This window comes from Streptomyces sp. LN549, from assembly GCF_043203805.1.
Taxonomy (GTDB): Bacteria; Actinomycetota; Actinomycetes; order Streptomycetales; family Streptomycetaceae; genus Streptomyces.
This window is the reverse complement of the sequence record NZ_JAZHRI010000002.1, coordinates 7,511,900-7,527,257: the sequence shown is the minus strand read 5'-3', so window position 1 is coordinate 7,527,257 and position 15,358 is coordinate 7,511,900. Positions and strand designations below refer to the sequence as shown.

The following is a 15,358-nucleotide window of genomic DNA, read 5'->3' as shown; positions in this document are numbered from 1 at the left end:
TCAGAAGCGGCAGGCTGACGGGTGTGACTCCCACTCCTCCTGCCACGACGTACCGTGCACCGCGCTCGCAGCACATGGTGATCTGCGGTGACGACGGTCTGGCCCGGCGTCTCGCGGTAGAGCTCGACGCCGTGTGCGGAGAGACTGTCACTGTCGTCCTGCCGTCCCGCCACGACGAGCACGGCGGTGAGATCGACATGCTTCACCGGGACCCCCGGTCCCCTGTCGAGCTGCTGATCGCGGCACGTCCCGACGAGCAGGTGCTACGAGCGGCCGGTGTCGAGCGTGCGGCCGCCCTTGCTCTCACCTACGGCGACGACCAGACCAACATGATGGCGGCTCTGCTGGCCCGCAGCCTCAATCCGTCTGTTCGGCTGGTGATCCGGATGTACAACCGCGAGCGGGGCCGCCACCTGGAACAGCTCCTGGACCGCGCCGTCCTCGCCCGCCGAGGCCGCGGGGCCGCTCCGCCCTCGGACGGCCTGCCCCTGGACACGTCGACGACCGTGCTCTCCGACGCCGACACCGCGGTTCCCGAGCTGGTCGCCGCGGCCGCGCTCGGTCCCGGGCACACCCTCCAGGTCGCCGGCAAGGTCTTCCGGGGCGTGGCACGCCCGGCCGGAACGCCACCGCATGCCTCGGACCTCGCCACCCTGGCCGTCTTGTCCGGCGCGGACCGGCACGATCCGCGCAGTGAGGACAGCGCGGAAACGCCTGGCGAGGACGGTACGCAGCTGCTGCCGGACACCGTCACCTCCTACCACAGCCAGTTCACGCACGGCCGGCTGATGCTGGAGGAAGTGACCCACGACCATGTCCCGGAGGCCCCCGCGGACTCGCGCACGGTCGGCGGATGGTTGCGCGACCGGTTCACACATCTGCCGTGGAAGGTGTTCGTCTCCCGCGAAGTCATGTCCGTCTTCGGCGTACTGACGGCCGTGGTGGCGCTTCTCTCGCTCGCCACCTACTACACGGATGACGGCATTCCGCTGTGGAAGGCGGTGTACCTGCCCCTGTTGGACATCTTCACCATGGGTGATCCGGCCACCGGCGAGTCCCCGGCGCGCAAAGTCCTTCAGTTGATGGCCGGCTTCACCGGTCTGGCGATCCTGCCCCTGGTCGTTGCGGCCACGATCAATGCCACCGGCGCCTTCCGTACGGCGTCGGTCAGCCACCCGCCCACCGGAGACCTCAGCGACCACATCGTGCTCGTCGGGCTCGGCAAGGTCGGCGCCCGCGTCCTGATCCGGCTGCGTTCGACCCGCCACCGGATCGTCGTCGTCGAACGCGACCCACATGCTCGCGGTGTCGCGGTGGCCCGGGAACTCGGCGTACCGCTGATACTGGAGGACGCGACGGAGCCCCGTGTCCTCGACCTGGCCCGGATCGGACAGAGCGCCTCCGTGCTCGTCCTGACCAGCGACGACAGCGCCAACCTGGACATCGTGATGGCCGCACGGGAAGCCAACCCTGGTGTACGAGCGGTGATGCGCCTGTACGACGACGACTTCGCGGCCACCGTTTCACTTACTCTGCGGGCTTCCTACCCGGATGCGCTCACCCGCAGTCGCAGCGTCTCAGCGCTTGCCGCGCCCGCGTTCGCTGCCGCGATGATGGGCCGTCACGTCCTGGGCGTGATGCCGGTCGAGCGCGGGGTCCTGCTGTTCACCGCGGTGGATGTGGCCGGTCATCCGGCGCTGGAGGGCCTCTCCGTCCACCAAGCGTTCGCCCAGAACGAATGGCGGGTCCTGGCCGTGGGAGCAGCGGGTTCGGGAACCGTTCCTGTCTCGTCCTCGGACACGCTCGGCGGCCTGCGCCTCGCGAGCCGGCCCGGCTTCGACTGGCGCCCCTCCCACGGCCGTGTCCTGCGTGCCGGAGACCGGGTCGTGCTGGCCACGACCCGGCAGGGGCTGGGCATCCTCACCCGAGGGCGCATAGCGCCCTCGGGGCCGCGGCCGACACCTTGAAGGTGAACGAGGCTGGTGGTCAGCCGATCCCCGGCACTTCGGAAATCGCCAGGTCGATCAGCTTGATGCCGACGAAGGGAAGGATCAGGCCGCCCAGGCCGTAGAGCGCAAGGTTGCGGCGCAGCAGATCGTGCGCGGAGGCCGGGGTGTAGCGCACGCCGCGCAGTGCGAGCGGGATGAGCGCCACGATGATCAGTGCGTTGAAGATGATCGCCGACGCGATGGCGGAGGTCGGGCTGTGCAGGCCCATGATGTTCAACGCGTCGAGGCCGGGATAAGTGCTCGCGAACATCGCGGGAATGATCGCGAAGTACTTCGCCACATCGTTCGTGATGGAGAACGTCGTCAGTGCGCCGCGGGTGATCAGGAGCTGTTTGCCGATCTCGACGATCTCGATCAGCTTGGTCGGGTTGGAGTCCAGGTCCACCATGTTCCCGGCCTCCTTGGCGGCCGAGGTCCCGGTGTTCATGGCCACGCCGACATCGGCCTGGGCGAGCGCCGGGGCGTCGTTCGTGCCGTCACCGGTCATCGCGACGAGCTTTCCGCCGGCCTGCTCCTGTTTGATCAGCGCCAGCTTGTCCTCGGGGGTGGCCTCGGCGAGGAAGTCGTCGACTCCGGCCTCCTTGGCGATGGCCCTGGCGGTCAGCGGGTTGTCACCCGTGATCATGACGGTACGGATACCCATGCGGCGCAGCTGCGCGAAGCGTTCGCAGATGCCTTCTTTGACGACGTCCTTGAGGTGGATCACACCGAGGATCCGCGGCCCGTTCCCGTCGTGCACCGCGACCACCAGCGGGGTTCCTCCGGCGGCGGCGATGGACTGGGTGTACCCGAGCGCCTCATCGGGGACATGACCTCCGTAGGAGCGCACCCAGCTGATCACCTGCGCCGCGGCACCCTTACGGATGTGGGTTGCGGCGCCGTTGTCCCAGCGCAGGTCGACTCCGCTCATCCTGGTCCGGGCGCTGAAGCCGATGAATCTGGCCCGGCTCAGGTCCACCTCGGTGGGCTCACGCAGCGCATAGCGCTCTTTCGCGAGCACGACCACGGAACGGCCCTCGGGTGTCTCGTCGGTCAGCGAGGCGAGCCGGGAGGCGTCGGCGAGATGGATCTCCTCGACACCGGGCATCGGTACGAAGCTCACGGCCTCCCGGTTACCCAGGGTGATCGTGCCGGTTTTGTCGAGGAGCAGTGTGTTGACGTCCCCCGCCGCTTCCACTGCGCGGCCCGACATGGCGAGCACGTTGCGCTGGACGAGCCGGTCCATGCCGGCGATCCCGATCGCGGAGAGCAGGGCTCCGATGGTGGTCGGGATCAGGGTGACCAGGAGGGCGACCAGGACCGTCGTGGACTGGGCAGCGTTGGCGTACGAAGCCATCGGCTGGACAGTGACCACGACGAGGACAAAAACGAGCGTCAGGGCGGCCAGCAGGATGTTGAGCGCGATCTCGTTCGGCGTCTTCTGCCGGGAAGCCCCTTCCACAAGCGCGATCATCCGGTCCAGGAACGAGTGACCAGGGCGCGAGGTGACCCGGACGACGATGCGGTCGGAGAGCACCGTAGTCCCGCCCGTCACACCGCTACGGTCCCCGCCCGACTCCCGGATGACCGGAGCCGACTCCCCTGTCACGGCCGATTCATCGACAGCTGCGACGCCGTCGACGACATCGCCGTCCGCCGGGATCACCTCTCCGGCGCTGACCACGACGAAGTCGAAGAGCCCGAGTTCGGTCGCGGCTACCGTCTCGGTCTCCGCGTACAGCAGATCCATACCGACGCGCCATCCGCGCAGTCGCAGCGCGACCGTGTCGATGCGCGCCCTGCGCAGGGACTCCGCTTGCGCCCTGCCCCGCCCCTCGGCCACGGCCTCCGCGAGATTGGCGAAGATCACCGTCAGCCAGAGCCAGCAGCTGACCACCCAGGTGAAGACGGAAGGGTGAACGAGGGCCGAGAACGTGGTCAGAGCCGAGCCGATGGCCACGACGAACAGCACGGGGTTCCGCACCAGGGTCCGCGGATGCAGCTTGCGCAGGGCCTCGGGGAACGACGTCAGGAGCTGCACCGGGTCGAAGGGACCGCCCGGCTGAGTGGCCCTGCCTGATGAGCGCGCCTTCGGAAAAGGGGACGCCTCTGAAGAGGGCGGGCTCGGGTGAGGTGCGGCGGGATGCATCGAGGAAGACCTTCTGAGGAGACCGGACCGGTCGATGGAGGGAGAGCCGCTGGTCCCTGCCGGTATCGAGTTCCGGTACCGGCAGGGACGTACGCGAACGCAGAGCGGCGGACGCCGCCGCGTTCCACCGCCGACGACGACGGGGCGGGGAGGGAAGGATCCCGGCACCCGGCGATGCCGCCGACGTTCGCCACCTTGAGCGGCGTACGAAATCTAGGGGCATGTCGAGGGCGCGCCCGGCTGCGGGCACGAGTATTGACACCCTTCTGACGGCCCGGTCGGGCTAAGGGCAGTCATCTTTCCGCAGTCGGGTGCGGCGGCGTAAGGGTCTCGTCAAAGACCAGTCAATGGCCGTAAGGGACCTGTCAACGGAAGGCACAAGTGCTCGTTATGGCGCTTTGCTCAAGGTGTCCGAGTATCCGAATCTCACCTAGGAGCACACGATGGCCGACGTGGCCTTCGTCGTCACCACGATCGCGGTCTTCGCGCTGGTGGCTCTTGTCGCCAGGGGGGTGGCCAAACTATGACCGCCGAGAACATCGTCGGCCTTGTCGTGGCCGTCGCCCTGCTGGGCTATCTCGTCCTCGCCCTTCTTTACCCGGAGAGGTTCTGAGCCCGATATGAGCCCCGTCCTCGCTGGTGTGCTCCAGGTACTCGCGCTCGTCGTGGCGCTGGGTCTGGCATACCGCCCCCTCGGCGACTACATGGCCGGCGTCTATTCCTCTCCGAAGCATCTGCGGGTGGAGAAGTGGATATACAAGGCCATCGGCGCCAACCCGAACACGGAGATGCGCTGGCCCGCCTATCTCCGGGGTGTCCTCGCCTTCTCCGCGGTGAGCGTCCTCTTCCTGTATCTGCTGCAGCGGATCCAGGGCTCGCTGCCCGGATCGCTCGGCTTCTCCTCGATCGACCCCGACCAGGCGTTCAACACGGCGGCCTCGTTCGTCGCGAACACCAACTGGCAGTCGTACTACGGCGAGCAGGCCATGGGCCACGTCGTGCAGACCGGCGGCCTGGCGGTGCAGAACTTCGTCTCGGCCGCTGTCGGCATCGCCGTCGCGGTGGCACTCGTCCGGGGATTCGCCCGGTCCCGCACCGGTGAGCTGGGCAACTTCTGGTCCGACCTGGTGCGCGGCACCGTGCGGATCCTGATTCCGATCTCGGTGATCGGCGCGCTCGTGCTGGTGGCGACCGGTGCGATCCAGAACTTCTCCGGCATCCACGAGGTCGGTCAGTTCACGGGCGGCTCGCAGCAGTGGAACGGCGGCGCGGTCGCCTCGCAGGAGGCCATCAAGGAGCTGGGCACGAACGGTGGCGGTTACTTCAACGCCAACTCGGCCCACCCCTTCGAGAACCCCAACGGGCTCTCCAACCTCTTCGAGATCTTCCTGATCCTCGTCATCCCGTTCGCCCTGACGCGCACATTCGGCCGCATGGTCGGCTCGCTCAAGCAGGGGTACGCGATCCTCGCCACCATGGGCGTCATCTGGCTCGGTTTCACCGCGCTGATGATGTGGACCGAATTCGCCCACCACGGGCCCGCGTTCGACATTGCCGGCGGGGCGATGGAGGGTAAGGAGAACCGGTTCGGCGTCGGCGGCTCGTCCATCTTCGCGGTGGCCACCACCCTCACCTCCACCGGCGCGGTCAATTCCTTCCACTCGTCGTACACGGGCTTCGGCGGCGGCATCACCATGCTCGGCATGCAATTGGGTGAAATCGCTCCTGGTGGGACGGGGTCCGGCCTTTACGGGATGCTGATCATGGCGATCATCGCGGTGTTCATCGCCGGTCTGATGGTCGGCCGTACGCCGGAGTACCTGGGCAAGAAGATCGGCACCCGCGAGATCAAGCTCGCCGCCTGCTACATCCTCATCACTCCGACTCTGGTGCTGTGCTTCGCGGCCGCTTCGATGGCGTTGCCGACGCCTGCCAGTTCGATGACGAATACGGGTGCGCACGGCTTCTCGGAGATTCTGTACGCCTATACCTCGGGTGCCAACAACAACGGTTCGGCGTTCGCCGGGCTCAACGCGGACACCCAGTGGTTCAACACCACGATCGGGCTCGCGATGCTGCTGGGCCGGTTCCTGCCCATGGTGTTCGTCCTGGCCCTCGCCGGCTCGCTCGCCGAGCAGAAGCCCGTACCGGCGACGGCAGGAACTCTGGGCACACACAAGCCGCTGTTCAGCGGCCTGCTGGTCGGCACGATCCTGATCATCACGGGCCTGACCTACTTCCCGGCTCTCGCGCTGGGGCCGCTGGCCGAGGGGCTGGCGTCATGACCACTCGTCTGAAGCAAGAGGACTCGATGTCCACAGTCACCCCCTCCCGGGCACCGCACCAGGACGCGCCCACTGGTCACCAGAACGAAGGACGCGTAGGCGGGGGCCTGTTCGATCCCAAGCAACTACTCAAGTCCTTCCCCGATGCCGTACGCAAGCTCGACCCCCGGATCATGGTCAAGTCACCGGTGATGTTCGTGGTGCTGGTGGGTTCGGTGCTGACCACCGTGCTCGCGGCGACGGATCCGACGGACTGGTTCGGCTGGGCGATCGCCGTCTGGCTGTGGCTGACGACGATCTTCGCCAACCTGGCGGAGGCGGTCGCCGAGGGTCGCGGCAAGGCCCAGGCCGACACCCTGCGCAAGGCCAAGACCGACACCGTCGCCCGCCGGATCATCGGCAAGAACGAGGAGAGGGTCCCCGGCGCGGAACTTCGCATCGGTGATCTCGTGGTGTGTGAGGCGGGGGACATCATCCCGGGCGACGGAGATGTCGTCGAGGGCGTCGCGAGCGTCGACGAGTCCGCGATCACCGGCGAATCGGCCCCGGTCATCCGGGAGTCCGGAGGCGACCGCAGCGCCGTCACCGGCGGTACGAAGGTGCTCTCCGACCGCATCGTCATCAAGATCACCACCAAGCCGGGCGAGACGTTCATCGACCGGATGATCGCCCTGGTCGAGGGCGCGGCCCGGCAGAAGACACCCAACGAGATCGCGCTCAACATCCTGCTGGCGTCCCTCACCATCGTGTTCCTGCTGGCCGTGGTCACTCTGCAGCCGTTCGCGATCTACGCCGGCAGTGAGCAGTCCATGATCGTGCTGGCCGCACTGCTGGTCTGTCTGATCCCGACCACGATCGGTGCGCTGCTCTCCGCGATCGGCATCGCCGGCATGGACCGCCTCGTCCAGCGCAATGTGCTCGCCATGTCCGGGCGTGCCGTCGAGGCGGCGGGCGACGTGTCGACGCTGCTGCTCGACAAGACCGGCACCATCACCCTCGGCAACCGCCAGGCCGCCGAGTTCCTCCCCGTCGCAGGTGTGACCGAGGCCGAACTGGCGGACGCCGCCCAGCTCTCCTCGCTGGCCGACGAGACACCCGAGGGCCGGTCCATCGTCGTCCTGGCGAAGGAGAAGTACGGGCTGCGTGAGCGTCACCAGGGCGAACTGTCCGGCGCCGAGTGGGTGGCGTTCACCGCACAGACCCGGATGTCGGGGGTGGACCTCACCGAGAACGGCACCGCGCGGCGAATCCGCAAGGGTGCGTCGGGCTCCGTTCTCACCTGGGTCCGTGACCAGGGCGGTGCGGTCTCCGAGGACGCCGGCCGGCTGGCCGACGCGATCTCCGAAGCCGGCGGTACACCGCTTCTGGTAGCCGTACACGACAACCGGGGAGCACGAGTCCTGGGTGTCATCCACCTCAAGGACGTCGTCAAGGAGGGTATGCGGGAGCGGTTCGACGAGCTGCGCCGGATGGGCATTCGTACGGTCATGATCACCGGCGACAACCCGCTGACCGCGAAGGCCATCGCCGAGGAGGCGGGCGTCGACGACTTCCTCGCCGAGGCCACCCCCGAGGACAAGATGGCCCTCATCAAGCGGGAGCAGGCGGGCGGCAAACTCGTCGCGATGACCGGTGACGGCACGAACGACGCCCCGGCGCTCGCCCAGGCCGATGTCGGCGTGGCCATGAACACCGGAACCTCGGCCGCCAAGGAGGCCGGGAACATGGTGGACCTGGACTCCAACCCGACCAAGCTGATCGAGATCGTCGAGATCGGCAAACAGCTCCTGATCACCCGCGGCGCACTGACGACGTTCTCCATCGCCAACGACGTCGCGAAGTACTTCGCGATCATTCCCGCGATGTTCGCCGTGGTCTACCCGGGCCTGGACAAGCTCAACGTCATGGACCTGTCCTCACCGCGGTCCGCGATCCTGTCCGCCGTGATCTTCAACGCGCTGATCATCGTCGCGCTGGTCCCGCTCGCCCTCAAGGGCGTCCGCTACCGGCCCAGCGGCGCCGACTCGATGCTCCGCCGCAACCTCGGCGTCTACGGACTCGGCGGCCTGATCGCCCCGTTCATCGGCATCAAGATCATCGACCTGATCATCTCCCTCATCCCCGGAATCGGCTGACCTGCCATGAACAACTCCGTAGGAAACTCCGCCCGACTGCTCTGGGCAGGACTGCGCGCCCTGCTCGTCCTCACCCTGGTCTGCGGCGTCATCTACCCGCTCGCCGTCACCGGCGTCGCCCAGGGACTCATGCCCGGCCGCGCCAACGGCTCCGAGATCACGGCGAACGGCAAGGTCGTCGGCTCCGAACTCATCGGCCAGCGCTACGACCTCCCCCTCAAGAAAGGCCAGGAGACCGCGGCCCCCGACCTCAAGTGGTTCCAGCCCCGCCCCTCCAACGGCCTCGGCACCAACAGCGTCAACACCCAGTACTCCCTGATCCTCTCCGGCGCGACCAACCGCTCCGGCGACAACGAGGAACTCATCGACTGGGTCACCGCCGCCAAGGCCGCCGTCGTCAAGGACAACTCCGTCCCCGGCCACCCCGTCCACCCCTCCCAGGTCCCCGCCGACGCCGTCACCTCCTCCGGCTCCGGCCTCGACCCCGACATCTCCCCGGCCTACGCCGACCTCCAGGTCAACCGCGTCGCCGCACGCAACCACCTCGACACCGCCCAGGTCGCCAAGCTCGTCGACCAGCACACCGACGGCCGCATCCTCGGCTTCGCCGGCGAACCACGCGTCAACGTCCTCCAGCTCAACATCGCACTCAAGGACCTCGTCGAGCAGTGATCGGGTTACAGCAACGGGCGGGAGCCGAGGCCGCAGGTACAAGCCCCGGTTCCCCGGCTCCCGCCCACGTAGCCGGTCGCCCCGGCTCGCGCACGACAGGAAAGGCGGCACGCCGATGACTCGGGTGCTGGTGGTGGAGGACGAGCCGCAGCTCGTCCGGGCTATTGCGATCAATCTGCACGCCCGCAAGTACGAGGTGGACGCCGCGACCAACGGGAACACCGCACTGCGGCTCGCTGCGGCGCATCCCCCTGACGCCGTCCTACTGGATCTCGGGCTGCCCGACATGGACGGAATCGAGGTGATGCGAGGGCTGCGGCGATGGTCCCGGGCACCGATCCTCGTGGTCTCCGCGCGGATCGCGTCCGACGAGAAGGTCAGAGCACTCGATGCCGGTGCCGACGACTACATCACCAAACCGTTCAGCATGGACGAACTCCTCGCCCGGTTGCGCGTCGCGACCCGGCGCACAAGCTCCGCACCGTCAGCCGGTGGCGAGGGAACAGTCGTCACCGGTGGGTTCGTTCTCGACCTGGTCACGAGGGAGGCGACGCGAGACGGCCACACCGTCCGACTGACACCGACCGAATGGCAGTTGCTGGAGATCCTGGTCCGGAACACCGGTCGGCTCGTCAGCCAGCGACAGCTCCTGGACGAGGTATGGGGTCCCACGCACCGGACGCACAGCAACTATCTCCGCGTGTACATGGCCCAGTTGAGGCGGAAGCTCGAACCCGACCCCACGCATCCCCGTCACTTCATCACTGCCCCGGGCATGGGATACCGCTTCGAGAGGTAAGTGCCCGCACGCATCGTCCGAGGCTCCCACCCATCCAGTCGAATCTCAGAGAACGGACCTGTCGGAACCATGGGACGCGGGAAGCTCCGGATCTACCTCGGCGCAGCGCCGGGGGTAGGCAAGACGTACTCGATGCTCTCCGAGGCACACCGCCGCGTGGAGCGGGGCACCGACTGCGTCGTCGCCTTCGTCGAGCATCACGACCGACCGCGTACCGAGGTCATGCTGCACGGCCTGGACCAGGTGCAGCGCCGCGAGATCGAGTACCGCTCCGCCGTCTTCACCGAGATGGACGTCGACGCCGTCCTGGAACGCAAACCGGCCGTCGCCCTGGTCGACGAGCTGGCCCACACGAACGTTCCGGGCTGCCGCAACGCCAAGCGCTGGCAGGACGTGGAAGAGCTGCTCGACGCCGGCATCGACGTCGTGTCGACGGTGAACATCCAGCATCTGGAGTCCCTCGGCGACGTCGTCGAGTCGATAACCGGCGTGCGCCAGCGCGAGACCGTGCCCGACGAGGTGGTCCGTCGCGCCGACCAGATCGAACTGGTCGACATGTCGCCCCAGGCCCTGCGCCGGCGGATGGCCCACGGCAACATCTACAAGCCCGACAAGCTCGACGCCGCGCTGTCGAACTACTTCCGCCCCGGCAACCTCACCGCCCTGCGCGAGCTGGCCCTGCTCTGGGTCGCCGACCGGGTCGACGAATACCTCCAGCAGTACCGCGGCGAGCACAACATCCGCACCACCTGGCAGGCCCGCGAACGCATCGTCGTCGGACTCACCGGCGGCCCCGAGGGTGCCACGCTGATCCGCCGGGCCGCACGGCTGGCCGAAAAGGGGGCCGGCGGAGAAGTGCTCGCGGTGTACATCACCAGAAGCGACGGCCTGACCTCCGCCTCACCGAAAGACCTTGCCGTACAGCGCACTCTGGTCGAGAACGTCGGTGGCACGTTCCACCACGTCATCGGCGACGATGTTCCGCAGTCCCTGCTGGAGTTCGCGCGTGGTGTGAACGCCAGCCAGATCATTCTCGGCTCCAGCCGGCGCAAGGCTTGGCAGTACATCTTCGGACCGGGTGTCGGCGCAACGGTCGCGAGGGACTCCGGCCCCGATCTGGACGTCCACATCGTCACGCACGAGGAAGTCGCCCGCGGGCGAAGGCTGCCCGTGGCCCGGCATGCCCGCCTGAGCACGGCCCGAAGCGTCTGGGGCTGGGTGGTGGGTGTCGCCGGCCCTGCGCTCCTGGCCGCGCTGCTCACCAACATCGACGCGGATCTCGGCCTCGCCAACGACATGCTTCTGTTCCTGTCGCTGACGGTGGCCGCCGCCCTGGTGGGCGGGCTGCTTCCCGCGCTGGGCTCCGCCGCGCTCGGATCTCTTCTGCTGAACTACTACTTCACACCACCGCTGCATCGGCTGACCATCTCCGATCCGAAGAACATCCTCGCCATCGCCATCTTCGTGAGTGTGGCGGTCTCCGTCGCTTCCGTGGTGGATCTCGCGGCCCGCCGTACCCACCAGGCGGCGCGGCTGCGCGCCGAGTCCGAGATCCTGTCCTTTCTCGCGGGCAGCGTCCTGCGCGGCGAGACCACCCTGGACGCACTGCTGGAGCGGGTGCGGGAGACCTTCGCGATGGAGTCCGTCGCCCTTCTGGAGCGGCAGAGCGAGGTCGAGCGATGGAGCTGCACGGGAAGCGTCGGGCCGACGCCCGTCACCCGCCCCGAGGACGCCGATGTGGATATGCCCGTCGGGGGACACATGGCACTGGCCCTCTCGGGGCGTGTACTGCCGGCCGAGGACCGCCGGGTACTCGCCGCCTTCGCCGCCCAGGCCGCCGTCGTACTCGACCGCCAGCGCCTGCGAGGGGAAGCCGAGCAGGCGCGTGAGCACGCGGAGGGTGACAGGATCCGCACGGCGCTTCTGGCTGCTGTCAGCCACGATCTGCGGACTCCGCTGGCGACCATCAAGGTGTCCGTCACGTCCCTTCGCTCCGCCGACGTGGAGTGGTCCGACGAGGACCGGGCCGAGCTGCTGGCCGGGATCGAGGAGGGAGCCGACCGCCTCGACCATCTGATCGGGAACCTGTTGGACATGTCCCGGCTGGAGACCGGAACGGTCCGGCCGCTGATCCGGGCGAAGGACCTCGACGAGATCGTTCCCATGGCGCTCGGTGGCGTCCCTGAGGACAGCGTCCGACTGGACATCCCGGAGGATCTGCCCTTGGTGGCCGTCGACGCGGGCCTGCTGGAGCGCGCCGTTGCCAACGTCGTCGAGAACGCCGTGAAGTACAGCCCGGAGGGCGAAGCGGTACTGGTGGCGGTCAGTGCCATCGCCGACCGGGTCGAAGTCCGGGTGGTCGACCGTGGGCCGGGCGTACCGGACGAGGCCAAGGAACGGATCTTCGCTCCCTTCCAACGCTACGGCGACTCCCCGCGAGGCGCCGGAGTCGGCCTGGGCCTCGCGGTGGCCCGCGGCTTCGTGGAGGCGATGGGGGGAACGCTCGCAGCTGAGGACACCCCGGGAGGCGGCTTCACCATGGTGTTCACTCTGCGCGCCGCGGGCGACGGCCCCCCGGTCAGACCCGATCTGCCGGCCACCATGACGTCATGACACTTGCCCCTTGCCAGGCTGCGGGGGCTCGGGGCCGGTCAGCTCCCGGACGTCCAACGGCAGCCGCCAGGTGATCCTTCGCCGCAGCGTGCCGAGCTCCTTCTCCAGGAGCGAAGGCGGAACGGCCAGCACCGGACACGACGCGTGTGCAAGGCAGTAGCGTGCCACGGACGGGCACAGCACGCGGTGCAGCCATCGGCGCGATCCGGTGCCGACGATCAGGAGGTCGTCGTCCCGGCCGGCGATCTCCACCAGCACCCGTCCCGGTGAACCCCGCACGACCAGCGACTGCAACGGGACGTCGGGGCCGGCGCTGCCGAACGCTGCATCGAGCGCCCTACACAGTTGTTCCCGCGCCGAGCCTCGGTACTCGGCAGGCTGCGGCGAGCAGAGCAGGCTCCGGTGACCGAGTTCACCGCCGGGCGGCTCCCAGGCAAGCACCGCCCACAGCTCTCCCTCGATGCGTCGGGCTTCAGCCGCGGCCCGGTGCAGCGGGGCAAGGCTCCCCTGCGAGCAGCTCACGCCGACCACCACACGTGGGCGGACGGATACGTCCATGGGGCCACCGCTTCCGGCTCGGTTCCTGTCCCTTCATGGAAGCGCCGGTGCGTCCCCTGCATGCGCTCTGTTGGCGCATCCCTGACGCAGGTTCCAAAGACCCATACGGGCTCCTGACAGGCGCCATCGCCCCTGCCCGGCCCTTGTGTCAAGAACACGGGAAGAGTTCGGCACCCAGCGCCAAGAACGCGCCAGTGCCGGGCTCGCCCGGCCGCATACGCGCGCACGCTGAGCGGAACCGGAACGAAGGAGTGCGAACCACATGTCCGTCCTCACCTCAGAGTCAGGCGCCGCATCGCGCGCCGAGGAACCCCCTGACGACGGGGCCCGGCACAAGCTCACGACCGTGACGGGGCTGGCCGCTCTGTCGCTCGACGCGATGGCGTCGGTGGCGTACGGGCCGGAGGCCATCGTCCTGGTGCTGGCGGCCGCCGGCGGCTACGGGCTCGGCTTCACCCTCCCCGTCACCGTGGCGATCGCCCTGCTGCTGGCGGTTCTCGTCGCTTCGTACCGGCAGGTCATCGCCGCGTTCCCGGACGGCGGAGGAAGCTATGCGGTCGCCAAGACGCATCTGGGCCGCCGCACCAGCCTGGTGGCCGCCGCCTCCCTGGTTCTGGACTACGTGCTGAACGTGGCCGTCGCCGTGACCGCGGGCGTGGCAGCGCTGACCTCCGCTTTCCCGGCGCTGTACGAGGACCGGCTGTGGCTGTGCCTCGGGGTCCTGGTCCTGGTCACCGCCGTCAATCTGCGCGGGATCGTGGACTCGGCGCGGGCGTTCATCGCGCCGACCGCGGTGTTCGTCGGAGCGATCTTCGTCCTCATCCTGGTCGGCCTGTTCCGCGACGCCCCGGTGAGCACACAAGCGGCTGCCGGCCACGCCTCCGTACTCGGCACCAACGCAACCACCGTCGGTGCGCTGCTCCTCCTCAAAGCCTTCGCCTCGGGCTGCTCGGCGCTCACCGGTGTCGAAGCCATCGCCAACGCCGTGCCGTCCTTCCGCGCCCCCGCCGCGCGCCGCGCACAACGCGCCGAGGTCGCCCTCGGCGCGCTGCTCGGTGTGATGCTGATCGGTCTGTCCGTGCTGATCTCCCGGTTCGGTCTCCAGCCAGTCGAGGGTGTGACGGTGCTGGCGCAGCTCGCCGACGCATCGTTCGGGCACAATCTCGCCTTCTACGTCGTGCAGTTCGCCACCATGGTGCTGCTGGCCCTGTCCGCCAACACGTCGTTCGGTGGCCTGCCGGTTCTTCTCAACCTGCTGGCCCGCGACAACTTCCTGCCGCACGTCTTCGGGCTCAAGGCCGACCGGCAGGTACACCGCCACGGAGTACTCACACTCGCTGCCGTCTCCGCCGCCCTCCTGACCTTCTCCGGCGGGGACACCAACACTCTCGTCCCGCTCTTCGCGATCGGCGTGTTCGTCGGCTTCACGATCGCCCAGACCGGCATGGTCATCCACTGGCTCGCGGTCCGCGGCCCCAGGTGGTCCGGCAAGGCAGTGCTCAACGGCCTGGGCGCCCTCCTGACCGGGGTCAGCGCGATCGTCGTGACAGCGACCAAGTTCCACGACGGCGCCTGGCTGATCATGGTCACCCTGCCGCTGCTCGTCGCCGGCTTCGAGTCCGTCCACCGCGCCTACACCAGGATCGGCGAACGCCTGGAAGTCGGCCGCATCCCGGAGCCACCGCACCGCGACCGTTCACTGATCGTGGTTCCGGTCTCCTCCCTCACCCGGCTCACCAGCGAGGCCCTTACCGCCGCTGTGTCCCTCGGCGACGAGGTCCACGCGGTGACGGTCTGCCACCCGGACGCCGAGGACCGCGCCCAGACCGAGGCGCTGGAGCGGGACTGGGCCCTGTGGAATCCGGGTGTCCCTCTGGTCCGTATCGCCTCTGACCGCCGCACGATCGGCCGCCCGGTCGCCGCGTACGTACGGAAGTTGGCGGCCACCGATCCGGGCATGCGGATCACCGTGCTCATCCCCGAGGTCGAACCTGCCCATCTGTGGCAGCGGCTGTTGCAGAACCAACGCGGTGCCGTCGTCGCCCACGCCGTGCGCCACGAAACCACCGCGGTCATCTGCCGCCTGCGGTTCCGGCTCCTGGACGAGTCGGCCGAACCGCCCGCAGACCGAAACCTGCGGTAGCCCCCCTCGCATGAAA

General features: G+C 68.4%; 10 protein-coding genes. 8 read left to right on the top strand and 2 right to left on the bottom strand.

Annotation, left to right across the window (positions count from 1 at the left end):
- Positions 1-23 precede the first annotated feature (23 nt).
- Entirely contained in the window at positions 24-1,967 is a 1,944-nt protein-coding gene (locus SH922_RS33605; RefSeq protein ID WP_393062326.1) for an NAD-binding protein, read from the top strand.
- Between the two features lie 19 nt (positions 1,968-1,986).
- On the opposite strand, the gene kdpB (SH922_RS33600) is transcribed toward SH922_RS33605, so the two are convergent.
- Positions 1,987-4,137, bottom strand: a complete 2,151-nt coding sequence (kdpB, locus tag SH922_RS33600) for a potassium-transporting ATPase subunit KdpB (protein WP_393062325.1) — start codon at positions 4,135-4,137, stop codon at positions 1,987-1,989.
- Positions 4,138-4,660: 523 nt separating this feature from the next.
- Here kdpB (SH922_RS33600) and kdpF point away from each other — a divergent pair.
- From kdpF to SH922_RS33570, 6 genes are all read left to right on the top strand, one after another.
- Positions 4,661-4,750, top strand: a complete 90-nt coding sequence (kdpF, locus tag SH922_RS33595) for a K(+)-transporting ATPase subunit F (protein ID WP_078075662.1) — start codon at positions 4,661-4,663, stop codon at positions 4,748-4,750.
- A 7-nt stretch (positions 4,751-4,757) separates the two neighbouring features.
- Positions 4,758-6,422, top strand: a complete 1,665-nt coding sequence (gene kdpA, locus SH922_RS33590) for a potassium-transporting ATPase subunit KdpA (RefSeq protein WP_393062324.1) — start codon at positions 4,758-4,760, stop codon at positions 6,420-6,422.
- Positions 6,419-8,557, top strand: coding sequence for a potassium-transporting ATPase subunit KdpB (gene kdpB / locus SH922_RS33585; protein WP_393062323.1), 2,139 nt, complete (start codon positions 6,419-6,421; stop codon positions 8,555-8,557). Before kdpA ends, kdpB (SH922_RS33585) begins: the two co-directional genes overlap by 4 nt.
- Positions 8,558-8,563: 6 nt before the next feature.
- A complete protein-coding gene (locus SH922_RS33580) occupies positions 8,564-9,229 on the top strand; it encodes a potassium-transporting ATPase subunit C (RefSeq protein WP_393062322.1) in 666 nt (221 codons plus the stop codon).
- A gap of 115 nt (positions 9,230-9,344) precedes the next feature.
- On the top strand, positions 9,345-10,028 hold the full coding sequence (locus SH922_RS33575; protein ID WP_393062321.1) for a response regulator: 684 nt from the start codon (positions 9,345-9,347) through the stop codon (positions 10,026-10,028).
- Between the two features lie 69 nt (positions 10,029-10,097).
- Positions 10,098-12,641, top strand: coding sequence for an ATP-binding protein (locus tag SH922_RS33570; protein WP_393062320.1), 2,544 nt, complete (start codon positions 10,098-10,100; stop codon positions 12,639-12,641).
- On the opposite strand, the gene SH922_RS33565 is transcribed toward SH922_RS33570, so the two are convergent.
- Positions 12,636-13,199, bottom strand: coding sequence for a universal stress protein (locus SH922_RS33565; RefSeq protein WP_393062319.1), 564 nt, complete (start codon positions 13,197-13,199; stop codon positions 12,636-12,638). The genes SH922_RS33570 and SH922_RS33565 overlap by 6 nt on opposite strands.
- A gap of 262 nt (positions 13,200-13,461) precedes the next feature.
- Between SH922_RS33565 and SH922_RS33560 the strand changes: the two genes are divergently transcribed.
- Entirely contained in the window at positions 13,462-15,342 is a 1,881-nt protein-coding gene (locus tag SH922_RS33560; RefSeq protein WP_393062318.1) for an APC family permease, read from the top strand.
- Positions 15,343-15,358 lie beyond the last annotated feature (16 nt).